Below are 23,785 nucleotides of genomic sequence, written 5' to 3' on the forward strand. Positions count from 1 at the left end.
CCCCCTACGGGGGAGGATCTTCTATTTCGCCGTCGACATCGAATAGGGTCGGGCCTCCACCGCCTTGCCCCACGCCTTGTTCGGCGTCGCCTGCATCGTGAAGCGCAGCGTGCCTCCCTGGCGGATTTCTTCGTCGGCGATCCAGCTGCGGGTCAGGGCTTTGCCGTTGAGTTCGACCTTGCCGACATAGGGGTTGGCGTCCGACAGGCCGATCGTCTCGACGGTGAAGCTTTTGCCTTCCGGCAGGTTCAGCACCGCGCGATCGACGAACGGCCGGCCGATGACATATTGGTTCGATGCGGGGGCGACGGGATAGAAACCGAGGCCGGTGAAGACGAGCCAGGCCGACATCTGGCCGAGGTCGTCATTGCCCGACAGACCGTCGGGGGTCGGCTTATACTGGCTGTCGACGATCTGCTTCAGCCGCTCCTGCGTCCGCCAGGGCGCCCCGGCATGGTTGTAGAGATAGGCGACGTGATGGCTCGGTTCGTTGCCGTGGATATATTGGCCGATCAGGCCTGCGATATCCTCGGCATGGCTATAGTCGAGCTTGCTGTTGTCATAATCGAACATCGCGTCGAGCTTGGCCACGGCTTTGGCGTCGCCGCCGAGGATGCGGAAGAGCGCGGCCTGATCCTGCGGCACGAACCAGCTATATTGCCAGGCATTGCCCTCGGTATAGTCGGAGCCATAGTTGATCGCGGTGGGGTCGAAGGGGGTGCGGAAGCTGCCGTCGGCCTTGCGCGCGCGCAGCCAGCCGGTTTTGGCATCGAAGCTGTTCCGCCAGTAACCCGCGCGCTTGTAGAAGCGGTCGGCGATGTCGGTGCGGCCCATCTTTTCGGCCATGCGGGCGATGGTCCAGTCGTCATAGGCATATTCGACGGTTTTCGACGCCGCCTCGGGCTCACGGTCGATGGGGACATAGCCGCGCGTCATATAGTCGCCGAGGCCGCCATAGGGGGCGTAGTCCGCGCTCGCGACCATCGCGTCGAGCGCGTCGTCGGCGCCGAAATCGCCGAGGTCCTTCATATAGGCGTCTGCGATGACGGGGACGGCGTGATAGCCGATCATCGTCCAGGTCTCGCGCCCGTGGAACTGCCAGATGGGCAAGATGCCGTGCGGGCTGTGCTGCTGGCTGGCGAGCAGCGACCGGACGACGTCGGTGGTGGTCTGCTCGGGCTGGACGAGGGTGAGCAAAGGGTGCTGGGCGCGGAAGGTGTCCCACAGTGAGAAGGTCGAGCGGAAGGTGAAGTCTTTCGCGACATGGACCGCGTCGTCGGGACCGCGATAGCGGCCGTCGACGTCGCTCCAGATGCTCGGCGCAAGCAGGCTGTGGTAGAGCGCGGTAGTGAGGTTGGTGCGCATCGGGGTGGGGGCGTCGATGGTCAGCGCGCCGAGCGCGCCCCGCCATTCGCCCTCGGTGCGGGCGCGGACGGCGTCGAAGCCGGCGCCGCCAGCTTCCTTTTCGGCGGCGTCGAGATTGGCGATCGCGCCCGCCTCGTCGACCCCCGAGAGCGCGACGCGGACTTCGAGGGGCCCACGCAGTTCGCCGAAGTCGAAGCGCGCCTCGAGCGCCTTGCCGAGCTTTTCGGCGAGCGCGTCGGTGCCGCGTCCGGGGCCCTGGAAACCCTTGTACGGAATCTTGTCGTCGCGATCGATGAAGGCGTGGCCGAAGAGCGGGTGCGAAAAGCGCATCGCGAAATAGAGCTTGCGGCCCGCCGCCCAGCCGCGCGTCTCGCGAAAGCCGGTGATCGTACCGTCGGCATGGCGGCGCAGGCCCGACCACAGGATCTTGCCCGGATAGTCGTAGAGCGAGCTACGCAGGTCGAGGAGAAGATGTGCCTCCTGCCCGGCGGGGAAGCTGTAACGGTGGATGCCGACGCGGGCGCCGGCGGTGAGTTCGGCGCGGATGCCGCTGTCGGCGAGGGTGACGGCATAATAGCCGGGGCTGGCGGTTTCGGTGTCGTGCGAGAAGCGCTGGCGATAGCCCGAACCCGGCTGTTTGGGATCGCCGGGATCGAGTTGGACCTTGCCCGCCTGCGGCATGACGAGGACATCGCCGAGGTCCGAATGGCCCGCGCCCGAGAAATGGGTGTGGCTGAAGCCCTGGATCGTCGGGTCGTTGTAACTGTAGCCCGCAGCATGGGCATAGCAGTCGCGGATCTGGCAGGTCGCGTCGGTGTCGGGGGAGAGCTGGACCATGCCGAAAGGCGCGGTCGCGCCGGGGAAGGTGTGGCCTTCGGGGCCGGTGCCGATCATCGGATCGACGAAGGTCAGGATGTCGGGCGCGGGTTCCTCGGCGGCGCTCGGCACGGACAGCGACGAGAGCAGGAGCGCGGCGACGAGGGGCAGGTGTTTCATGGCCACCCTTGTGCCGCGAAGCGCGGCGGGGGCCAATGGGAAAAGCGGGCGTGAGATCAGCCCGGCTGGCGATCGATCTCCGCGACCGCCGCCCTGATCCAGTTCGAGAATTCGCAGGCGAGATGCCAGCGATGCCCGGTGACGACCGACGGCATGATGAAGAGCGGAAATTCGACCGTCAGTCTTGCGCGGAAGCCCGTGCCTTCGTTGCGAAACTGATGGCGCACGCCGCCGATCGCGGTCCCGTCGGGCGCGCGCGCGACGCCGGCGACCTGAACGGGATAGGCGGGATCGGCTTCGGAGCGCAGGCTCGACAGATCGGCATAGTCGACGAAGAATCGCGCCGGCATCGGCGCGCCGCCGTTGGTCTCGATCACTTCCTGGCGGCCTGCGGCGTCGGTGGCGATCAGATAATGTTCGGGCGCCGCGGCGATCATCACCTCTTCGCGGTCGCGGCGTGCGGCCTCCTCGAACCAGTGCGCGAAGCCTTCGGCGGTTCCGGCGGGCGAGACGATTTCGACGATGCTGAACCGGCGGCGGCCGCGCGACAGCCAGGCGACCGATTTGGCGATGCGATCGGCCAGCGCGAGTTCACGGCGGAACAGCGACCGGATCGCGTCATGGCCGAGCGCTTCCTTTCGGCGCGCCAGTTGCTCGCGAAGCGCGGGCAAGTCGGTGCGCTCGGCGCGCACGCCGAGTTTGCCAAGGGCCTTTAGCGCGCTGCGCCGTTCCCATGCGGCCACCCGGTCGGACGCGATATTTTCATTCGCGATGAAGATTTGCAGATCGATTGCCATTGCGTCCGACTCCGTTCGCCCTATGCTATAAACGCAACTATAGTTGCTATAGTGACGAGGTGCAACCCGAATGTCGAAGATCGATGCCACGTCGGCAGCCAGCGAGACACAGCGTGCCGGGACCCGGCCGGGCGGGCGGGCGACGAAAGTGGTCGCGGCGATCCACAAGGCCGCGTTGGAACTGCTCGCCGAGCGCGGTTACGCGGGGGTCGAAATTCCCGAAATCGCGGCGCGCGCGGGTGTGAACCGCACGACCATCTATCGGCGCTGGCCGGCGAAGTCCGAACTGATGCTCGATATCATGCTGAGCGAGATGCGCGCCAAGGTGCCGACGCCCGATACCGGCTCCTTTGAGGGCGACCTGGCGCAACTGCTCGCGAGCATCGCGGAGGTCCTGATGCAGCCGCTGACGCAGGATCTTTTCCATGCCTTCGCCATGCGGCGCGATATCGATCCCGACTATGAGGCGATGCGGAGCGCTTTCTGGGAAGAGCGCTTTGCGGTGAGCGGGGACATCGTCGCGCGCGCGATTGCGCGGGGCGAAATTCCGGTCGGCGCTTCGCCGCGCGATGTCCTCGAATCGGGATCGGCGCCGCTCTATTTTCGCATATTGGCGCTGGGAGAAACGGTCGATGCCGGGGCGATCGCGGCGCTGGCCAAGCGGGTAGCGCGCCAGGATTTCACCGATTTTCCGCAGTCGCTCTAGTCCATGTGTATTACCCGAATAAAACCCCTTGCCAAGCATGCGCTACAAATGTAGCACGCTACAAATGTAGCGCATGAGGTGATTCGGATGCTGACCAGTTTGCCACCCCGGGAACGCGAGATCGTCGACGTCCTGTACGAACGCGGCGCATCGACGGTGACCGAAATTGCCGAGGCGCTGAGCGACGAGCTGTCGGGGTCGGCGATCCGGGCGATGCTCAAGCGGCTCGAGGGCAAGGGTTTTGTCGCGCGTGAACAGTCCGAGCGCGGCTTCGTCTATGCGCCGAGCGTGCCCGAGAAAGCCGCGAGCAAGTCGGCGCTGGGCCAGGTGGTGCGCGTCTTTTTCAACGGATCGGCGACGAGCGCCGCCGCCGCGCTGCTCGGCATGCAGGACGAGATGAGCGGCGACGAACTCGACGAGCTGGAAAAACTGATCGCGCAGGCGCGCGAAGGGAGGGCAAAATGATGCCGGAGATGGTGATCACCGCTTCGATGCTGCTGGGCCTGGCGTGGAAATCCGCCGCAGTCGCGGGGGGTACGCTGCTGCTGCTGCGCCTCGCGCGGTCGCGCTCGTCGGGCGAACGCTCGATGATCGCGCATAGCGGGCTGTTCGCGCTGCTCGCGCTGCCTGCGGCGATCCTGCTGCTGCCGAAATGGGCGCCGCTGCCGGCCGAATGGTTCGCCGCCGCTGCCCCCGCAGCACTCGCGGCCAGCGATCTGGCGACAACAGGGGGACCGGCGGCCGACCTTGCCGCGCCCGCCGCGACCTCAGTCCCTGTCGTGGTGGATGCGGGTGGTTCGCCGCCGGTCGTGCTGGCGTCGCTGGGCGATATTGCCCCCTTTCTTTATGCGATCCCGCTCATCCTGCTGGTCGGCGTGATGCTGCTCGCGGTCGTCCGCCTGTTCGCGATGCGCGGGCGCGCCGAGGTGCTGGTGCAGCCGTCGTGGCTGTCGGCGCTCGCCGAGGCGCAGCGGCGCATGGGGTTCAAACATGGCACCGCGCTCTTGGTGAGCGAGGAATTGCGTTCGCCGATCAGCTGGGGGGTGCTGCGCCCGACGATCGTGCTGAGCCCCAAGGCGGTGCAGGCGACGGGCGAGGCCGAGGCGATCATCGCGCACGAGCTGGCGCATGTCGCGCGGCTCGACTGGGCGAAATTGCTCGGCGCGCGGGTTGCCTGCGCGGTGTTCTGGTTCAATCCCTTCGTGTGGATGCTGGCGCGCGAGAGCCACCAATTGCGCGAAGAAGCCGCCGACGATGCCGTGCTGATGGCCGACATCGACGGCCCCGATTATGCGACCTTGCTGGTCGGCGCGGCGCGCCACGATAATAAGGCCGCATTATTGGCGGCGCATGGTGTGGCGCCGGCCAAGAGCAGCCTCAAGCGCCGGATCACCCGCGTGCTCGACGGCAGCCTGAAGCGCGGACCCGCGAGCGGCGGCTGGATGCTGGGCAGCTTCCTGCTGCTCGTCGGGCTGACGGTGCCGCTCGCCGCTTTCTCCGCCACCGCACCCGAAGCGCAAAAGACAGCGGAGGAAAGCCGCGCGGTCGCCGTCGCGGCGCGGCAAGAGGCGGTGGCAGCGTCGCGGTCGGCGGTGGCTGCCAAAGCGACCGCCGAGGATCAGGCGGTGGCCGCTGCCGCGACGTCGCGGAAACTCACCGCCGAGGAGCTGGTCAGCCTGCGCGCGGTCGGGGTGACCCCCGAATATGTCGCCGAGATGCGCGAGCAGGGGGTACCGATCAACGCCGACGACATGATCGCCGCCAAGGCGTCGGGTATCGACGCGTCCTATGTGCGGTCGATGCGCGCGATCGTCCCCAACGCCGACATCGGCGAACTGGTCGGGGCGCGGCAGCTGGGGGTCAACACCGCCTTTGCCCGCGACATGAAATCGCATTTCCCGGGGGTCCAGATGGACGATCTGATCGCGCTGAAGGCGATGGGGGTCGATTGCGACTTCGTCACCGACATGCAGCGCGCCGGGGTCACCATGCGCGACGCGGACGACGCGATCGCACTCCGTGCCGTTCCCGGTCCGCGCCGACCGGTGGCGGTGAAGGCGGCCAAAGGACCCAGGGGCGAGAGGTCGGCGACGGTCAGCGTGGGTCCCGGCGGCGTGATCGAGGCGCGATCGGCCGACGGCCGGGTGGCGCGCATCGAGGTTCCCGAGCCGCCGGAGCCGCCCGAGGTACCCGACAACCGATAGCCGGACGTTCGTCCGCACGAGGTTGATGATGTTCGGGCATGCGCCCGCAAAAGCCCAATAACGTCCGGACGTTCGTCCGTACTGAGGGGTCACTGATCGAAAGTTTCTTTTGAAACGTCGTTGCGGCGGCGAGCGGTGACGCTCGTCTGGCGCACGAAGGGAGGAGTGTTGCCATGAAGACAATGATGATTGCGCCCGGCTTGATGCTGATGTCGGTGCTGGCGTGCGCCGGACCCGGCCAGCCGGCGACCGCCGCGGCTCAGGAAAAGGGCGAGGTTCGCTGGACCGTCGACGCCGATGCCGGCAAGGCGGGCGCGCCCAAGCTGCGGCTTGCGCACGCCAAGTCGAGCAGCGACCTGTCGCTCGACGATGCGCTGGCGGCGAAGCGGCCCGAGTTCGACGCCGCGCGCGCCGCGCTCGGCGGCAGCGGGCCGGTGCGGTTTTCGGTGGTCCATGAAGCCGGCACACTCGATTGCACCGGCACGCTGACGAAGGCCTTTGTGGGCAAGGGAAGCTGCAGCTTCGCGCCCGACGCCGGATTCGAGCGGGCGCTGGCAGCGCGCGGGCTGACGCCCGAGAAGCGCGACGAGCTGTTCGCGATGCTGATCGTCGATGCGACGATCGAACTCGCCGACGGGCTGGCCGCCGAGGGGGTGACGCCCCAAGATGCGAACGACCTGATTGCGGCGGGCGCGCTCGAGGTCACCCCCGACTATGTGCGCGGGTTCAAGGGCACGTCGCTGGCGCTCCACAAGATCGACGATGCCGTCGCTTTTCGCGCGCTGGGCGTGACGGGCGATTATGTCCGCGATCTCAACGCGGCGGGCTTCGCCGGGCTGTCGGTCGACGATGTGACCGCGATGAAGGCGCTGGGCGTCACCGGCGACTATGTGCGCGAGCTGGCGGCGGCGGGCTATGAAAAATTATCGGCGGAAGATGTGATCGGGATGAAGGCGATGGGCGTGACCGGGGCATATGCAAAAGCCATGAACGGCGGCACCGGGGGTGGCCAGTGAAGCCGCTGATCAGTCTGTCGGCGATCGCGGCGGCGCTGGTTGCGGCCCCGGTCGCGGCGCAGGAGGCGCCGACCGGCGACACCCCGCCGCCGGCGCCGACCGCAGCGCCCGCCGGCGGCGCGAGCAGTGCGGCGCGGCAGGTTTACGCTCCCGCCGACTTCGCGCGCTACGCGCCGAAAAACGCCTATGACATGCTCAACCAGGTCCCGGGCTTTTCGATCCGCGACAATGAGAATCTGCGCGGGCTGGGGCAGGCGACGGGCAATGTGCTGTTCAACGGCGAAAGGCCGTCGAACAAGGGCGACGACATGTATACGCAATTGTCGCGCATCCCCGCCGGCAATGTCGAGCGGATCGAGATCGTCGACGGCGCGACGCTCGATATTCCCGGATTGTCGGGGCAAGTCGCGAACATCGTCTATCGCGCCGACAGTTTTTCGGGCCAATTTTCGTGGAAGCCCGAGTTTCGGGCGCATTATACCGATCCCTTGTTCACGCGCGGCGACGTGTCGGTGCGCGGGCGGCAGGGCGATGTCGAATATGAGGCGTCGCTCAACAATGATGAATCGGCGCGCAGCGGCGCGGGCGGACCGACGCTGATCTATAATGGCGCGGGTCAGATCATCGAGCGGCGCAAGGATATCTGGAACACCCATTATGACACGCCCAAGCTGTCGGGGCGGATCACCTGGGATCCCGCCGGCGACACGGTCGCCAATTTCGGTGGCCATTATCAGCGCAAATATGACCGCTATTATGAGGATGGCGTCCGCACCGGCCCCGGCCAGCCCGACCGGTTGCGCACTGTCTATGAAAATGCCGACAGCTGGAATTACGAGGTCAGCGGCGATTATCAATTCGGCGTCGGGCCGGGCAAGCTCAAGCTGATCGGACTGCGGCGGTTCAGCCACGAGCCCTACTCACAGGAAATCGTCACGACCTTTGCCGACGGCCGGTCGGCCGAGGGCGACCGCTTCGCGCAGACCGGCGATTTGGGCGAGACGATCGCGCGCGGCGAATATCAATGGAAGATGTTCGGCGGCGACTGGCAGCTGTCGGGCGAGGCGGCGTTTAACACGCTCGACAATGTTGCGTCGATCGCGGAGCTTGAGAATGGCGTGTTCGTCGACATACCCTTTCCGGGTGGCACCGGCGGGGTCAGCGAGGATCGTTATGAAGGGCTGCTGAGCTTCGGACGCAAGCTGACGAACAAATTGTCGTTCCAGATCGTCGCGGGCGCCGAGCATTCGACGATTACCCAGACCGGGGTCAACGGCCTGACCCGCACCTTTTCGCGGCCGAAGGGGTCGCTGTCGCTCGCCTGGACGCCGACCGCCGATTTCGACGCATCGCTGAAGATCCGGCGGCGCGTGCTGCAGCTGTCCTTTTACGATTTCCTCGCGCGCGCCTTCCTCAACGACGGCAATCAGAATGAGAGCAACAACGACCTCCGGCCCCAGCAGGACTGGAGCTATGAGGCCGAGATCAACAAGAAGTTCGGCGCCTGGGGATCGACCAAGGTCATCTTGATCTATCGCGACGTCGAGGATCGCGTCGATGTCGTGCCGGTCGGGGTCGATGGCGAGGCGGTGGGCAATATCGCCAAGGCGAAGGCCGGGGCGATCGACTGGACCGCGACGATCAACATGGATCCGGCGGGCATCAAGGGCATGAAGTTCGAGACGCGGGTATTGCTGCAGAAAAGCTCGCTGCGCGATCCCTTCACCGGCGAGAAGCGCCAGTGGAGCGGGTTCACCGATACCGTGATCGAACTCGGCACGCGGTACGACATCCCGGGCAGCGATATCGCCTTGGGCGCGAGCGCCAACTATGGGCATTACCAGCCGAACTATCGCCGCAACCAGGTCGACAAGACGTGGGAAGGCCCGTGGTTCGCCGCAGCCTATATCGAGCACAAGAATGTGATGGGACTGACGGTACGGGCGCAACTCGCCAACATCGCGAACGCACGCTCGAAGCGTGATCGTACCGTCTATACCGGGGTGCGCGGCGAGAGCGATATCGCCTTCGTCGAGGAGCGCAACCGGCTGATCGGACCGGTCTTCGCTTTCTCGGTGCGCGGGAAATTCTGAATCGCTAGGGTCGCTGCGTGACGACGCGGCGAACCAAAATCTATTTCGACGGGGGCGCCCGGCCCAATCCGGGGGCGATGGAGATCGCCGTCGTTTGCGGCGGGGTGGCGGAGATCGACGGCGACGCAGGGCAGGGCAGCAGTTTCGACGCCGAATGGCTGGCGCTGATCGCGGCGCTGCGGCTGGCGCGGGCGCGCGGGCTGGCCGATTTTACCCTGCTCGGCGATGCTGCCGCTGTGGTGGCGCAGGCGAACGGGACGGCGCCGGCGCGCGGCGGTGCGGTGGTCCATCTGGCGGCCTATCTCGCGCTCGTCGGCGACGGGCCGATGCCGCGCGTGCGGCATACCAAGCGGACGCAGAATCTGGCGGGGATCGCGCTGGCGCGGCGGCACGGGCGCTGATCGTTCCGGGTCAGCGCGCTTCGGGGCCCCAGGCGCGGTAGAAGGTTTCGACCGCCGCATCGACTTCGGCGGCGAGGCGGTGGGTTTCGCGGCCTTCGGGAAGGCCGAGCACGGCGTGCTGATAGAGGCCCGACTGACAGAGGCCAGCGAAATGGCGGACGACCTGCATCGGATCGCCCTGACGCAATTCGCCGCGCGCCATCTTGGCGGCGACCCAGATCGCGGCGCGCGCCTTGCCGCGACGCGGGCCGCGATCATAGAAGGTTTCGGCGAGATGCGGAAAGCGCTCGGCCTCGCCGACGACGAGGCGGAACAGCGACAGCAGGGGTGTGGTGACCAGCGCCGCCATCAGCACATTGCCGAAGCGCGTCAGCACCTCGACCACCGGCTGGTCGACCGGCAGGTCGACGTGCAGCGCGGTGCCATATTCGCCGACGATTTCGTCAACCACCGCCGCGAACAGGTCCTCCTTCGACGGGAAATAGGTCCACAGCGTTGTCTTCGACCCGCCGACCTTGGCGGCGATCGACGACATGGTGGTGCCGCTATAGCCGTTCGCCAAAAACAGCGCGCGCGCGGCGTCGACAAAGGCCTTGCGCCGCGCCGCAGTGGCATCGTCCAAAGTGGTCGTACTGTCTGGTATCATTTCGATTGACAACTTATCGTCCGCAGTTCAATGGCGCATGATACCAGCTAGTATCGTTGGATGCCATGCCCCGCAGATTTTTTTTGACCACCGTAGTTTTCGGCCTGCTCGCGGGCTGCGTTGCGACCCCCGACGTCGGGCCGAAGCCGGTTCCCGTCGCGCCCGAGTCGCTGGCGTCGAACGCCTCCTTTGCCGATGCGGCGGGCGCGTGGCCGGTCGAGGGATGGTGGCAGGGGTTCGGTGACGCGCAGCTGACCGGGCTGATCGACGAGGGGCTGGCGGGTTCGCCCGACGTCGCGATCGCCGCCGCGCGGGTGCGCGCCGCCGATGCGCTGGCGCAGCAGGCCGGCGCGGCGCTGGGCCCGCGCGTCGGCGTCGAGGCCAGTGCGGGCGGCACGCAGCAGAGCAAGAATCTGGGCATTCCGCCGCAGTTCGTGCCCGACGGAATCCAGGATACCGGACATGTCGCCGCGACCTTCGGCTTCGATCTCGACCTGTGGGGCCGCAATCGCGCGGCGCTGGCGGCGGCGACCTCGGAAGCCGAGGCGGCGCGGGTCGACGCCGCGCAGGCGCGGTTGATGCTGAGCACCGGGATCGCAGGCGCCTATGCCGATCTGGCGGGGCAGTTCGCCGCGCTCGATGTCGCGCAGGATGCGGTGCGGGTGCGCGGGGCGAGCGCCTCATTGTCGGCGGCGCGCGCGAGAGCGGGGATCGAGAACCAGGCGGCGCAGCGACAAGCCGAGAGCCGCGCCGCCGCCGCGCGCGGCGACGTCGTCGCGCTCGAGGAAGCGATCGCGCTGACCCGCAACCGGATCGCGGCGCTGGTCGGCGCCGGCCCCGATCGCGGGCTGGCGATCATGCGGCCGACGCTCGCCGTACCGTCGGCGGGTTTGCCGGCCGATGCGGGCATCGCGCTGATCGGGCGGCGCCCCGATATCGTTGCGGCGCGTTTGCGCGGCGAAGCGGCGGCGAAGCGCATCGACGTCGCGCGCGCCGATTTCTATCCGAACATCAGCCTGTCGGCGCTGGTCGGTCTGCAGTCGCTGGGCCTGTCCAACCTGTTCGACAAGGGATCCGAATATGGCAATGGCGGGGTCGCGCTGAGCCTGCCGATCTTTGACAGCGGGCGCTTGCAGGGACGCTATCGCGGCGCACGCGCTGACTATGACGTCGCCGTCGCGACCTATGACCGGACCTTGATCGCGGCGCTGCGCGATGTTGCCGATATCGTCGCCAGCCGCAGTGCGAATGCGCGCCAGCTCGCCGAACGGCGAGAGGCGCTGGCGGCGGCGAGCGAGGCGTCGAAACTGGCCGGGCTGCGCTATCGCGCCGGGCTGTCGAACCAGATCGTGCAGCTGACCGCCGAGGATAGCCAGGTCGCGCTCGCGCGTGCGGTGGCGGACCTCGAGGCGCGGCAGCTGGCGCTCGACATCAGCCTGATCCGTGCGCTGGGCGGCGGCTATCGGAGCAAGACTTCAACAGGAGAGCTATGATGGCCGACGATACGGCTGCGATCCCCGCCGAAACCTCCCCCGAACAGGCCGAAGGCAATGGCGCCGCGCGCGCGAAATTCCTGCGCATCCTGTTGATCGTCGTGGTGGTCGCCGCGCTGATCTGGGCGGCCTGGTATTTCCTGACCCAAGCCGGGCGCGTGCATACCGACAATGCCTATGTCGGCGCCGATTCCGCCGTGGTGACCGCGCTCGTCGCGGGACCGGTGCAGGAGGTGCGCGTCGCGGGCACGCAGGCGGTGAAGAAGGGCGACGTCCTCGTGATCCTCGACGATGCCGATGCGAAGCTGGCGGTCGCCGATGCCGAGGCCGCGCTGCGGCTGGCGCGGCAACGCTATGGCCAGGCGGGGGCGAATGCCGATGCGGCGCGGGCGCGCGTCGCGGCGCGCGGCGCCGATGTGAACCAGTCGCGGGCGCGGCTGCGCGACGCCAATGCGGCGGTCGACAAGGCACGCGCCGAACTGGCGCGGCGCGAGAGCATCGCAGGTACCGGTGCGGTGTCGGGCGAAGAAATCACCTCGGCCCGGGCGGCGCTGCAGTCGGCGACGGCGGCGCGCGATCTGGCGTCGGCCGGAATCGCGTCGGCGCAGGCGACGCAGGGCTCGGCGGCGGGCGACCTCGGCGCGGCCGAGGCACTGACGCGCGGCACGACGATCGACAGTGCGCCCGATGTGGCGGCGGCGCAGGCGCGGCTGGAAAAGGCCGAGCTCGATCTGGCGCGCACGGTGATCCGCGCGCCGGTCGACGGGATCGTGACCAACAAGCAGGTGCAGGTCGGGCAGCGGATCGCGGCGGGCGCGCCGATTATGACGATCGTCCCGATTTCGACTGCCTATGTCGACGCCAACTACAAGGAAAGCCAGTTCCAGGACATTCGCATGGGCCAGCCGGTCGAGCTGGTGTCGGACTATTATGGCGACGATGTCGTCTTCCACGGCAAGGTGGTCGGCATCGCCGGCGGGACCGGCGCGGCCTTTTCGCTGATCCCGGCGCAGAATGCGACGGGCAATTGGGTGAAGGTGGTGCAGCGCCTGCCGGTGCGCATCGCGCTCGACCCCAAGGAGCTGAAAGCGCATCCGCTGCGCGTCGGATTGTCGATGGAAGCGACGATCGACACGCGCGGCAAATGAGCTGAACCATGGCCAGCGCCGCCACCTCCATCCTGTCCGACGAGCCCGCGCCGCTGACCGGGGTGCGGCTGTTCGCCGCCGCCTTTGCGCTGGCGCTGGCCAATTTCGTCGTCGTGCTCGACACCACCATCGCCAATGTGTCGGTGCCGCATATCGCCGGCGGGCTGGCGGTGTCGCCGACGCAGGGGACGTGGGTCATCACCAGCTATGCGGTCGCCGATGCGATCAGCGTGCCGCTGACCGGCTGGCTCGCGATGCGCTTCGGCACGGTCCGCTGGTTCCTCTATTCGATCATCGGCTTTGGCGTCTTTTCGATCCTGTGCGGGGTTTCGCGGACGCTGGACGGGCTGGTCATCTTCCGCATCCTGCAGGGCCTGTCGGGCGGACCGCTGATGCCGCTGTCGCAGATCTTGCTGCTGCGCATCTTCCCGAAGGAAAAGGCCGGGATCGGGCTTGCGATCTGGGCGATGACGACGACGACGGCGCCGATCCTCGGGCCGATCCTGGGCGGGCTGATCAGCGACAATTGGAGCTGGCCTTGGATCTTCTTCATCAACATCCCCGTCGTGGCGCTGTGCGCCTTCGGGGTCGCCAGCCTGCTGCGGCCGTTCGAGACCAAGCGCGCGAAGGCGCGGATCGACACGATCGGGCTGATCCTGCTCGTGCTGTCGGTCGGCGCCTTCCAGTTGATGCTCGATACCGGGCGCGAGCATGACTGGTTCGAATCGACCTGGATCGTCGCCCTCGCGATCACCGCCGCGATCGCCTTTGCCGCCTTTGTGATCTGGGAGCTGACCGACGCCAACCCGGTCGTCGACCTGCGGGTCTTTCGCTTTCGCGGGTTCAGTTTTGCGACGGTCGCGATCTCGCTGGGGTTCGGGGCCTTTTTTGCGCAGGTGGTGCTGACCCCGCTCTGGCTGCAGCAGGTCGCGGGCTATACCGCGACCGAGACCGGCTATATTGTCGCGTGGATCGGGGTGTTCGCGGTGCTGCTGTCGCCGGTGGCGGCGGGGCTGATCGGCAAGGTCGACATCCGCCTCTCGATCAGCGCGGGCATCTTGTGGATGGCCTTCATCTCGATCCTGCGCGCAAGCTGGAACGCCGATGTCGATTATTGGACGCTTGCGCTGCCGCATCTGCTGCAGGGGATGGGCATGCCCTTTTTCTTTGTCGGGCTGACCGCGCTCGCGCTGAGTTCGGTGCCGCCCGACAAGCAGACCTCGGCGGCGGGGTTGATGAGCTTTCTCCGTACGCTGTCGGGCGCGATCGGGACGGCGGTCGCGACCTCGGCGTGGGACACGGAGAATCGCGTCGCCCGATCCGAACTGGTCGGCCATATGAACGGCACCGCCGAGACGATGGACCTGATGCAGCGCGCCGGGCTGACCCTCGAACAGGCGCGCGCGGCGATCGAGCGGCTGGTCGATGTGCAGGCGGCGACGATCGGTGTGCTGCACCTGTTCCTTGCCGCCGGAGTCGTGTTCGTGGTCGCCGCGATCGCGGTCTGGTGCGCGCCCTTGCCCAAACAGGTGTCGATGGGCGCCTCGCACTGACGCGGCCGCTGCACGCTCTGGCGCGCCGATTTCGTTCGATCCTGATTAACCAACGGCCCGGCTATGGCGCCGGTTGACGCACCCCCGCGCGCCCCGCAAGCGATTGGGATAGCGGGTGCGGGCGCGGGTGGCCGGTCGGACCCGCCCCCCCGAACGCCGCCAAAAGGGTCCGCACCCCCCATGAGTTTTTTCCATCGTTTCAGCCATGGCTTTGGCGCGTCCGCGCATGACATGGCGATCGACCTCGGCACCGTGAATACCGTCGTTTATGCCCGCGGCCAGGGCATCGTCCTCAACGAACCGTCCGTGGTCGCGCTCGAAACGCGCGACGGCGTGCGGCGGGTCAAGGTCGTCGGCAACGACGCCAAGCTGATGATGGGCAAGACCCCCGGCAATATCGAGGCGATCCGCCCGCTGCGCGATGGCGTCATCGCCGACATCGACGTCGCCGAGCAGATGATCAAATTTTTCATCGACAAGGTGCTCGGCGGCGCGAGCCGGCTGCGGCGGCGCAGCAACGTCGTGATCTGCGTGCCGTCGGGGTCGACGATGGTCGAGCGCCGCGCGATCCGCGACGCCGCGACCAATGCCGGCGCGGTGTCGGTGCAATTGGTCGAGGAAGCGCTGGCGGCGGCGATCGGCGCCGGGCTGCAGGTCGCCGAGCCCCGCGGGGCGATGGTCGTCGACATCGGCGGCGGCACGACCGAGGTCGCGGTGCTGTCGCTGAGCGGTGTCGCCTACAGCAATTCGGCGCGCGTCGGCGGCGACAAGATGGACGAGATGATCTCCTCCTATATCCGTCGCAAACATAATCTGATGATCGGCGAGATGACCGCCGAGCGCGTCAAGCTGGCGATCGGCTGCGCGGTGGCGCCCGAGGGCGAGGGCATGGTGATCAGCGTCAAGGGCCGCGACCTCGTGAACGGCCGCCCCGCCGAGATCCGCGTGTCGGAGGCCGAGATCGCCGAGGCGCTCGCCGAGCCGGTCGGCCAGATCGTGAGCGCGGTGCGCGCCGCGCTCGAACAGACGCCGCCCGAATTGTCGGCCGACATTATCGATGAAGGGATCACGCTGACCGGCGGCGGCGCCCTGCTCGGCCGGATGGACGAAGCGATCGCGCGGGCGACGGGGCTGGACGTGCGGGTCGCGAAGGATCCGCTGACCTGTGTCGCGACGGGCGCCGGGATGGCGTTCGAGGACCCGGCCTATCATGGGGTGCTGATCGCGGGATGACGGCGCGCGACGGCGGGATGGTCACACATTGTTAGTCGGTGGCGATTAGCGTAAGGGTCCGATCCGAGGAGCGGACGTGCGACATACCCATCCCTTGCCGATCCATCACAGCTGGCCGCTTTACGAGCGCGCCCGGCACTTCGAGCTGGGTCAGTTGCACGATTATGACGCGGGGCTGGCCGTCGCCGACGCTGGACGGAGTCTGCCGCCGGGACTTGCGAGGCCCGGCGAATGGAGCTGTGAGCTTGCCGACAACCGGCTGACCTGGTCGCGCGAAGTCTATGCGATTTTCGGCCTTCCCGACGGCGCGCGCGTGTCGCGCGACGAGACGGTGGCGCTCTATTGCGAAGGGTCGCGCGCGGCGATGGAGTCGCTGCGCGCCTATGCGATCCGGCACCGGCGCGGTTTCACCCTCGACGCCGAGATCGCGCCCGTGACCGGCGCGCGGCGCTGGATGCGGCTGATCGCGGCGCCGGTGTGGGAGGGTGGCGAGATCGTCAGGCTGCAGGGATTGAAAATGCTCGTGCCCGCCGCAGCTTAGGCACAGGCTTCGATCGCCGCGAGATGCGCCGCCTTGTCGGCGTCGTCCAGAAAAGAGCCGGTGAAGCTGTTGCGAGCCAAGGTCACAAGCTCGTCTTTCGACAGGTCGAGGGCGTCCGCGACCGCAAGATAATTGGCCCCGACATAGCCGCCGAAATAGCTGGGATCGTCGCTGTTCACCGTCGCGGCGAGGCCGGCGTCGAGCATCGTCCGGAGCGGGTGGGCGGCGAGGTCGTCGACGACGCAGAGCTTGAGGTTCGAGAGCGGGCAGACGGTGAGCGTCATGCCCTCGGCGGCGAGCCGCGCGACGAGGGCGGGGTCTTCGAGGCTGCGGTTGCCATGGTCGATGCGGTCGACCCGGAGGATGTCGAGCGCCTCATGGACATATTCGGGCGGACCTTCTTCGCCGGCGTGGGCGACGATTTTGAGGCCCAGGCCCTTGGCGCGGGCGAAGACGTTGGCGAATTTCGACGGCGGGTGGCCGACCTCGCTGCTGTCGAGGCCGACGCCGTCGATGCGGTCCAGATATGGCAGCGCTTCGTCGAGGGTGGCTTCGGCGTCGGCCTCGCTGAGGTGGCGGAGGAAACACAGGATCAGTTTTGAGCTGATGCCATACTGCGTCTTCGCATTGTCGAGCGCGCGGGTGATGCCGGTGATCACGGTCTCGAATTTGATCCCGCGTTCGGTGTGGCCCTGCGGGTCGAAGAAGATTTCGACGTGGCGGACGTTATCGGCACGGGCGCGGGCGAGATAGGCGGCGGTGAGATCGGTGAAATCCTGCTCGGTGATGAGCACGCCCATGCCCTGGTAATAGATGTCGAGGAAGTCCTGGAGGTTCGAGAATCCATAGGCCGCCCTGACTTCATCGACGCTGGCGAAGGGGATGGCGACGCCGTTGCGCTGCGCCAGCGCGAACATCAGTTCGGGTTCGAGGCTGCCCTCGATATGGAGGTGGAGCTCGGCCTTGGGCAGCGCCGCGATGAACGCGGCGCGGTCTTCGGATGAGGCGAACCCGTCAGGCATCGTTGCTTCCTTCCTCGCGCAGGATGATCGCCGCCTCGGGCTTGTGGCGGCGGATTTCCTCGACCGTCAGGCCGTCGATCTCGTGCGGGAAGATCAGCCACTGATCGGTTTCGTGGACGAAGAAATCGGGGCGCAGATCGGTGACGTTGCGGCGCGGTTTATAATAGACGGTGGCGATGCGGATGTCGCGCGGCATGTTGTGGCGACAGCGCGCCTTGAGTTCGGCGATGAAGGCGCGGATGCTGCGGCCGCTGTCGAAGACGTCGTCGATGATGAGCAGGCGATCCTCGGGATCGAGGGTGTCGATGAGATAGCCCAGCGCGAAGACTTTGACCTTTGCGTCCTGCCGGTCGATGCCGTGGTAGGACGAGGTGCGGATCGCGATATGGTCGCAGTGCTGGCCGTGATAGTCGAGCAATTCCTGCACCGCGATGCCGACCGGCGCGCCGCCGCGCCAGATGCCCACCAAATGCGTCGGTTTGAAGCCGCTGTCGACGACCTGCATGCCAAGGCGGAGCGAATCGGCGAGCAGATGATTCGCGTCGATGTAGATTTTCTCGTCGCTCATGGAAGGGGGCGTAATCGCCTGCACCGCCGCCCGCAAGACGAGCGCTGGACATTTGTTATGTCCGCTATTATGTATGGTATTGTGTATGGATTTGAGAAGGTATCGAGTCGATGACAGGCGAGCTTGAAGGCGGCGACAAATGGCGGTGGATCTATCGGACCGGGCTGCACGGGCAGTGCCCGCGCTGCGGCGAGGGGAAGATGTTCCGGCGCTGGCTGAAGGTCAGCGACCAGTGTGAGGCGTGCGGGCTCGATTATGATTTCGCGGCGCCCGACGACGGACCGGCGTTTTTTTCGCTGTGCTTCGTCGCCTTTCCGTTGCTGTTCCTCGTCGTGTGGTTCGAGGTGGCGCTAAACCCGGCGTGGTGGGTGCATCTGCTGACCTCGGTGCCGCTGATGATCATCCCGTGCCTGTTGGTGCTGCAGCCGATCAAGGGCTGGCTCGTCGCCTCGCAATATGTGAACAAGGCGCAGGAAGCGGGCACCGGCGCGCTGTGGGCGGGCCTCAATGCCCGCGAAAAGCACGCGCGGGCCAAGGGGGAGTTGGTGAGCGAGAGCGATGCCTGAGACCTGGGTTCCCGACCTGAGCGAAACGCCGGGCGCCAAATATCTGGCGATCGCCGACGCGATTTCCACGGCGGTCGAGAGCGGCCAGCTGCGCGCGGGCGACCGCCTGCCGCCGCAACGCGATCTCGCGGCGCGGCTGGGGATCGACCTGACGACGGTCACCAAGGCGTATGAGCAGGCGCGCGGGCGCGGGCTGATCGGCGCGCGCGGGCGGGCGGGGAGCTTTGTGCTGCCGCAGGAGGCGATCGCGGCGGGACCGCCGCCGCTCGACACCGGCATGAACATGCCGCCCGAGGTCGCGGGCGGGTCGCTGCTGGCGGCGTGGGAGCGGACGGCGAGCGCGCTGTTGCGCGCGCCGGGCGCGGGCGGGCGGCTCCATTATACGCCGGCGGGCGGGCGCGCTGCGGATCGCGCCGCAGGGGTGGAGATTTTTGAACGGTTGGGGCTCGCTTGTGCGGCCGACGAGGTGATCGTAACCGCCGGAGCGCAGAACGCGCTGCACGCGATCGTCGCCGCGACGCTGAAAGCGGGCGATGTGGTCGCGTGCGGCACCCATGTCTACTCGGTGTTCCTGCAACTGGCGCGCAAGGCGGGGCTGAAACTCGCGCCGCTCGCGGCGATGGACGCCGACGCGCTCGATGCCCTGTGCCGGACCACCAAGGTGTCGGCGCTTTATGTGGTGCCGACCAACGACAATCCGACCACGCGGACATTGGATGAGGCGGAGCGGCGGGCGCTGGCCGCAGTGGCGCGGCGGCACGGGGTGCGGATCATCGAGGATGACGCCTATGGCCGGCTTCCCGAGCGGGCGATCGCGCCGCTGACCAGTTTTGCGCCCGAGCTGGGGACCTATGTGGCGAGCTGTTCGAAAATATTGTCGCCCGCGCTGCGCGTCGCGCATGTCCGGGCGCCGTCGGTGCGCGAGGCGCTGGCGCTGGCCGCCGAGGTGCACAAAAGCTGCGTGATGGCGCCGCCGCTCGACGCGGCGCTGGTGACGCGCTGGCTGGAGGACGGCAGCTACGACCGGCTGGTCGCCGAGACGCGGGCGGAGGCGGTGGCGCGGCAGGCGCTGGCGGCGGAGATATTGCCCGCAGGATCCTATGCCGCGCATGGCTGCGGCTATCATCTGTGGGTGCCGCTGCCGACCGGGACCGACCAAGGGCGTATCGCCGAGGCGCTGCGCGGGGTCGGGGTCACCGCAATCACCGCCGACGCCTTTGCAGCGGGCGAGGGCGGCGGCGCGGCGCTGCGCGTGTCGCTGGGCGGCGCCGTGACGCGCGAGACGCTCGTGCGCGGGTTGACGGTGCTGGAGATGGAGTTGGCGGGGTAGGGGGCTGGTTTGGGGTGGGGACGTCAGCGAGAGGGCGTGACTTCCGAACCAAGCTTCCAATCCCCTACATCCGCGACCTCGAAAACTTGGCCGCTATCTTCTTTCACCGCAAACCAGCCCAACAATACGCTGCCGCACATCTCTTCGTGGCAGTATCCATTGACACGAGTTACCCGGAAGCCTGGCGGATTTGCGCTATCGATTATTCCGTCGCAACCGGCGATGTCCGTTGCTTTGAAATCGCCCCCAGCCACGAGCGATGCCGTTATACGATCACAGGCCTTGGCATCCGCAGAAACATCGAAATAGGCTTTCGCTTCGATGGAGGGAGTTGGCTCCTCTTCTGCTGGTCCGCAGCCGAACAAGCCCATTGCGAGAATGACGGTTGGCAGAATGTGAGGCTTCGACATCCGCGCAAACTAGACAAAATTGTTACGCCCGCAATCGGTCACGCGCGAATGATCCGCCGGTGTGGTGGCTGACGGTACGGGAGATGGAGTTGGCTGGTTAGGGGCGGCTTTTTCAGTAAGACGCGCCATCAACAAGACGACGCGGCAAATCGCGCCACAAATCCGGTTCGAACATCCTTAGATTGACTCCCATGCGCTGGTAATCGGGATCCGTTGGCGTCCAGTGTGTCGTACAGCCACAGGCTTGGCAGTGCCACGTGTCGAGTGCGCGATCACCCTGCTGGTATGCTACTCCCTCTCCCTCGACCGTGACCAATTTCGGTTGGCAATAGTGCCACAGTCCGGCGGTACGCCGACAAATCGAGCAATTGCATTCGCTGACTTCGGTTGGCTCGTCGCGGAGTACCAAGTGAACCTGCCCGCAATGGCAGCTGCCGTGGTGCTCGATCATCGTCGCTCCTTCTGACTCAAGTCATCTTGAGCGCCTAGTTTTAGCCATCCCGCCAGTTCAAAGCGATGATTGAAATGGGTCGGTTGCTGACGTTCCGCCGAGGTGATGCCGATAGGTTCGGCCAGTTATTTCACGCAAAGACGCAAAGGCGCAAAGAAGCTGGCCCGCGACCGCAAGGTCGCCTTTCTATCGTCGCGGCATCGTGCCCCAGCATCGATGAAGAAGCCGCTTTGCGGCGGGCACGACCTCTTCGCGCCTTTGCGCTTTTGCGTGAAATCCATTTTGCAGACGTTGCGGAGCGGGAGCCCGGATCAAGTCCGGGGTGACGAAAAAGGAATGGCAGCTAACGCCCGAAAGCGGCCATTCGTCATCGCCGGCTTGTCAGAGCGGGCCCGGCCAGTCCGCATAGCTATTACCCGGTTCTGCGGGTTCCATGATCCGTCCTATCTGCTAACGCCCCGGCAAGGGCGGACGGTCGGCTTTCCGCCAAGCGGGTGAAATGGTGCGCGTTCGCGACTTCCTCCTCCTTGTTGCGGTGTGCCTGATCTGGGCGTTCAACAATGTGCTGAGCAAGATCATCGTCGACAGCTGGGCGATCCCGCCGCTTTTCTATGCGGCGCTGCGCTTCGCGGTCGTCGCGCTGGTGATGCTGCCCTGGCTGCTGCCGATGCCGCGCCCGGCGTGGCGGATCGTCGCGATCGCGCTGTGCCTTGGCGGCGGCAGTTTTGCGCTGCTGTTCGTCGGGCTCAAGACCACCTCGCCCTCGGCCGCCGCGATCGTGCTGCAGCTGGGGGTGCCCTTCACGATGCTTTTGTCGGTGCTCGTGCTCGGCGAGCGCATCCATTGGCGGCGCGGGCTGGGGATCGCGCTGACGCTCATCGGGGTGCTGATCGTGACCTGGCGGCCGGGCTTCGCGCTGTCGACGGGACTGTGGCTCGTCGCCGCCTCGGCCTTTTCGGGGGCGGTGGGGGCGGTGCTGATGAAGCAGGTCGATAATGTCGCGCCTTTCCGCTTCCAGGCGTGGGTCGGGCTGGTGTCGGTGAGCGTGCTGGGCCTGGCCTCGGCGACGATCGAGCAGGGGCAGGCGGCGGCAGCGCTGGCGGTCGGCTGGCCCTTCCTCGCCGCAGTACTGTTCACCGCGCTGATCGTCTCGGTCGGCGCGCATTCGGTCTATTATTACCTGATCGACCGTTATGAGGCGAATTTGCTCGCGCCGCTGACGCTGATGACCCCGCTCGCGACGATCGGTTTCGGGGTGTGGATCACCCACGATCATTTCGACCTGCGGATGGCGATCGGTGGCGGGCTGGCGATGATTGGCGTGCTGATCGTCGCGCTGCGGCGCAAACCCGCGACCGAGCTGCTGGTCGAGCGCGAGGTGCGCTAGGCGTTCCTCTCTCCTGAAGGCGGCGGGTTCGGGCTGGGTGGCCAGCGAAGCGACCACGCGCCATCTCGTTGCCTTTCCCTGACGGGGAGGGCCGTTTTGGCGGTGTTATTTGCGCGCAGCGGCGCTCGTCTCACGGATCGCCTTGAACTCGCTGCCGTCCTTCCAGCCCGGCCATTTGGGCGAATGGGCGAGTTCGTCGCCGATCTGCCGGAAGAGCTCGATATCCTGCACCGCGCCGTCGAGGTTCCAGCTCTCGTCCCAGGCGTCGCAGGCCTGATGGTAACAATTGCCGGTATAGTCATCGACCCACTTCTGGCCCGCCGCCTTGCCGCCGACGACGAGGTCGGACGCCCCGGCGATGTCCATCATCAAGAGGACGGGCACGCCGCGCTTGGCCATCGAGAAATGGTCGGCGCGGTAGAAGAGGCCGCGTTCGGGCAAGCTCTCGACGCTCACCGTTCTGCCCTGCGCGGCGGCGAGGCGGGCGAGGTCGTCCTCAAGGCTGCCCTGTCCCTTGCCGACGAGGATGACGTCCTTCGCCTTGCCGGCGGTCTGGAGGATGTCGAGGCCGAGGTTGGCGACGGTCTTTTCGACGGGGTAGATCGGGTTCTGCGCATAGGCCTCCGAGCCGAGCAGCCCGCGTTCCTCGGCGGTCCAGAAGGCGAAGACGAGGCTGCGGTCGGGCACTGGAGACGCCTTAAAGGCGCGGGCGATCTCGAACAGTCCGGCGACCCCGAGGGCGTCGTCATTGGCGCCGGCGCGGTAGATGCGGCCCTGCGCATCGGGCTTGCCCGCGCCATAGGCGTCCCAATGCGCGCCATACATCACCACCTCGTCGGGGCGTTTGGCGCCGGAGATTTTGGCGAGGACATTCTGGCTCTGCACGACCTCATGCTTCACCGGAATCGTGGCCTCGAGCGTGACGCCGCGCAGCTCGACGGGGCGGAAGTCGGCGCGGCGCGCGGCGGTGCGCAGCTGCCCCAGGTCGAGCCCGATGTCGGCGAATAATTTGTCGGCGACGTCATGCGCGATCCAGCCCTGCAGCTGCAGGCTGGTGCGCTTTTCGGGCGGCACGACGAGGCCGTAGTTTTCGCCGCCGCCGCTCTTGACGACGTTCCAACCGTAACCGACGCCGTCACTGTCGTGGACGATCAGCGCGGCGATCGCGCCGCGGCGCGAGGCTTCCTCGAACTTGTAGGTCCAGCGGCCGTAATAGGTCATCGTCTTGCCGCCGAACTTGCCGGCGACGGGTTCGCCCGCGGCGGCGGAGAAATCGGGGTCGTTGATCAGGAAGACCGCCACCTTGCCCTTGAGGTCGACGCCCTTGAAATCGTCCCAGCCGCGTTCGGGGGCGCTGACCCCATAGCCGACGAAGACCAGCGGGGCCGCGGCGACGGTCGCGATATCGACCGGCTGGAGCGTCGAGACATAGATGTCGGTGCCCTGCACGAGCGGCTGGTAGTTGTGATGGCTCGCGCGCTCGAACTGCAATTTGGTCGGCGAGGCGAGCGCGGTGTGGAGCAGGGGCACGGGCTGGGTCCAGCCGCCATCGACGCCGCCGGGTTCGAGCCCGAGCGCCTGGAGCCGGCCGATGAGATAACCGACGGTGCGTTCCTCGCCGATCGTGCCGGGGGCGCGGCCCTGGAACTGGTCGGAGGCGAGGGTGCGGACGGTTTCGTTGAGGTTGTCGGCGGAGATGGCGGGGGCGGTCTGCGCCGAGGCGGGACCGGCCAGCGCGGCGAGGCAGAGGGCGGCGGTGAGGCGGAAGGTCATGGTTCAGGGCGTCCGTTGGCTTTGGCCGCAAGAAACGGGGCGCGGCCGGGGGTGCGGGACGGCATAGCCCGGACATGACCATGGAA

Annotated in this window: 21 protein-coding genes; 14 read left to right on the top strand and 7 right to left on the bottom strand. The window is 66.9% G+C overall.

Annotated features, from left to right (window positions below):
• Positions 1–21: 21 nt before the first annotated feature.
• On the bottom strand, positions 22–2,361 hold the full coding sequence (locus tag ACREB7_RS03535; RefSeq protein WP_431590909.1) for a GH92 family glycosyl hydrolase: 2,340 nt from the start codon (positions 2,359–2,361) through the stop codon (positions 22–24).
• Positions 2,362–2,417: 56 nt separating this feature from the next.
• Positions 2,418–3,158, bottom strand: coding sequence for a hypothetical protein (locus ACREB7_RS03540; protein WP_431590910.1), 741 nt, complete (start codon positions 3,156–3,158; stop codon positions 2,418–2,420).
• 70 nt (positions 3,159–3,228) lie between these two features.
• Here ACREB7_RS03540 and ACREB7_RS03545 point away from each other — a divergent pair, with 70 nt between their 5' ends.
• The 6 genes from ACREB7_RS03545 to ACREB7_RS03570 all read left to right on the top strand — a co-directional run bounded on the left by ACREB7_RS03545 (position 3,229) and on the right by ACREB7_RS03570 (position 9,578).
• Entirely contained in the window at positions 3,229–3,864 is a 636-nt protein-coding gene (locus tag ACREB7_RS03545; RefSeq protein WP_431590911.1) for a TetR/AcrR family transcriptional regulator, read from the top strand.
• 87 nt (positions 3,865–3,951) lie between these two features.
• A complete protein-coding gene (locus tag ACREB7_RS03550; RefSeq protein ID WP_431590912.1) occupies positions 3,952–4,329 on the top strand; it encodes a BlaI/MecI/CopY family transcriptional regulator in 378 nt (125 codons plus the stop codon).
• Entirely contained in the window at positions 4,326–6,068 is a 1,743-nt protein-coding gene (locus ACREB7_RS03555) for a M56 family metallopeptidase (protein ID WP_431590913.1), read from the top strand. The genes ACREB7_RS03550 and ACREB7_RS03555 overlap by 4 nt, the downstream gene beginning before the upstream one ends.
• Positions 6,069–6,241: 173 nt before the next feature.
• Entirely contained in the window at positions 6,242–7,084 is an 843-nt protein-coding gene (locus tag ACREB7_RS03560; protein ID WP_431590914.1) for a hypothetical protein, read from the top strand.
• On the top strand, positions 7,081–9,177 hold the full coding sequence (locus ACREB7_RS03565; RefSeq protein WP_431590915.1) for a TonB-dependent receptor plug domain-containing protein: 2,097 nt from the start codon (positions 7,081–7,083) through the stop codon (positions 9,175–9,177). The genes ACREB7_RS03560 and ACREB7_RS03565 overlap by 4 nt, the downstream gene beginning before the upstream one ends.
• Before the next feature lie 17 nt (positions 9,178–9,194).
• Entirely contained in the window at positions 9,195–9,578 is a 384-nt protein-coding gene (locus tag ACREB7_RS03570; protein WP_431590916.1) for a reverse transcriptase-like protein, read from the top strand.
• Positions 9,579–9,588: 10 nt separating this feature from the next.
• Here ACREB7_RS03570 and ACREB7_RS03575 read toward each other — a convergent pair whose 3' ends face one another.
• Positions 9,589–10,224, bottom strand: coding sequence for a TetR/AcrR family transcriptional regulator (locus ACREB7_RS03575; RefSeq protein WP_431590917.1), 636 nt, complete (start codon positions 10,222–10,224; stop codon positions 9,589–9,591).
• Between the two features lie 65 nt (positions 10,225–10,289).
• Here ACREB7_RS03575 and ACREB7_RS03580 point away from each other — a divergent pair, with 65 nt between their 5' ends.
• The 5 genes from ACREB7_RS03580 (at position 10,290) to ACREB7_RS03600 (ending at position 16,192) form a co-directional block, all read left to right on the top strand.
• Entirely contained in the window at positions 10,290–11,717 is a 1,428-nt protein-coding gene (locus ACREB7_RS03580; RefSeq protein ID WP_431590918.1) for an efflux transporter outer membrane subunit, read from the top strand.
• Positions 11,717–12,865 carry an HlyD family efflux transporter periplasmic adaptor subunit gene (locus ACREB7_RS03585; RefSeq protein WP_431590919.1) on the top strand — a complete coding sequence of 383 codons (1,149 nt, stop codon included), beginning with the start codon at positions 11,717–11,719 and terminating at the stop codon, positions 12,863–12,865. The genes ACREB7_RS03580 and ACREB7_RS03585 overlap by 1 nt, the downstream gene beginning before the upstream one ends.
• 8 nt (positions 12,866–12,873) lie before the next feature.
• On the top strand, positions 12,874–14,418 hold the full coding sequence (locus tag ACREB7_RS03590) for a DHA2 family efflux MFS transporter permease subunit (RefSeq protein ID WP_431590920.1): 1,545 nt from the start codon (positions 12,874–12,876) through the stop codon (positions 14,416–14,418).
• Between the two features lie 180 nt (positions 14,419–14,598).
• Positions 14,599–15,651, top strand: a complete 1,053-nt coding sequence (locus ACREB7_RS03595) for a rod shape-determining protein (RefSeq protein ID WP_431590921.1) — start codon at positions 14,599–14,601, stop codon at positions 15,649–15,651.
• A 76-nt stretch (positions 15,652–15,727) separates the two neighbouring features.
• Complete coding sequence (locus ACREB7_RS03600; protein ID WP_431590922.1) at positions 15,728–16,192, top strand: hypothetical protein; 465 nt, start codon at positions 15,728–15,730, stop codon at positions 16,190–16,192.
• Here the strand turns inward: ACREB7_RS03600 and ACREB7_RS03605 are convergent.
• Together ACREB7_RS03605 and ACREB7_RS03610 are read right to left on the bottom strand one after the other, a co-directional pair.
• Positions 16,189–17,214, bottom strand: a complete 1,026-nt coding sequence (locus tag ACREB7_RS03605; RefSeq protein ID WP_431590923.1) for an adenosine deaminase — start codon at positions 17,212–17,214, stop codon at positions 16,189–16,191. The two genes, ACREB7_RS03600 and ACREB7_RS03605, sit on opposite strands and share 4 nt — an antisense overlap.
• The gene (locus tag ACREB7_RS03610; RefSeq protein WP_431590924.1) at positions 17,207–17,782 is read right to left on the bottom strand and encodes a phosphoribosyltransferase; all 576 of its coding nucleotides are present in this window, start codon (positions 17,780–17,782) and stop codon (positions 17,207–17,209) included. The genes ACREB7_RS03605 and ACREB7_RS03610 overlap by 8 nt, the downstream gene beginning before the upstream one ends.
• 110 nt (positions 17,783–17,892) lie before the next feature.
• On the opposite strand from ACREB7_RS03610, the gene ACREB7_RS03615 reads away from it, so the two are divergent.
• The gene (locus ACREB7_RS03615; RefSeq protein WP_431590925.1) at positions 17,893–18,348 is read left to right on the top strand and encodes a DUF983 domain-containing protein; all 456 of its coding nucleotides are present in this window, start codon (positions 17,893–17,895) and stop codon (positions 18,346–18,348) included.
• Positions 18,341–19,678: a PLP-dependent aminotransferase family protein gene (locus tag ACREB7_RS03620; RefSeq protein WP_431590926.1), complete on the top strand. Its 1,338-nt coding sequence runs from the start codon at positions 18,341–18,343 to the stop codon at positions 19,676–19,678. Before ACREB7_RS03615 ends, ACREB7_RS03620 begins: the two co-directional genes overlap by 8 nt.
• A 23-nt stretch (positions 19,679–19,701) precedes the next feature.
• Here the strand turns inward: ACREB7_RS03620 and ACREB7_RS03625 are convergent, their stop codons facing one another.
• Entirely contained in the window at positions 19,702–20,088 is a 387-nt protein-coding gene (locus ACREB7_RS03625) for a hypothetical protein (RefSeq protein WP_431590927.1), read from the bottom strand.
• Between the two features lie 950 nt (positions 20,089–21,038).
• Here ACREB7_RS03625 and ACREB7_RS03630 point away from each other — a divergent pair.
• On the top strand, positions 21,039–21,926 hold the full coding sequence (locus tag ACREB7_RS03630; protein WP_431590928.1) for a DMT family transporter: 888 nt from the start codon (positions 21,039–21,041) through the stop codon (positions 21,924–21,926).
• A gap of 105 nt (positions 21,927–22,031) precedes the next feature.
• Here the strand turns inward: ACREB7_RS03630 and ACREB7_RS03635 are convergent, their stop codons facing one another.
• Positions 22,032–23,699 (bottom strand): M20/M25/M40 family metallo-hydrolase, encoded by a 1,668-nt coding sequence (locus ACREB7_RS03635; protein WP_431590929.1) that lies wholly within the window; start codon positions 23,697–23,699, stop codon positions 22,032–22,034.
• Positions 23,700–23,785 lie beyond the last annotated feature (86 nt).

It is taken from the genome of Sphingopyxis sp. (assembly GCF_050725615.1).
Lineage (GTDB): Bacteria > Pseudomonadota > Alphaproteobacteria > Sphingomonadales > Sphingomonadaceae > Sphingopyxis.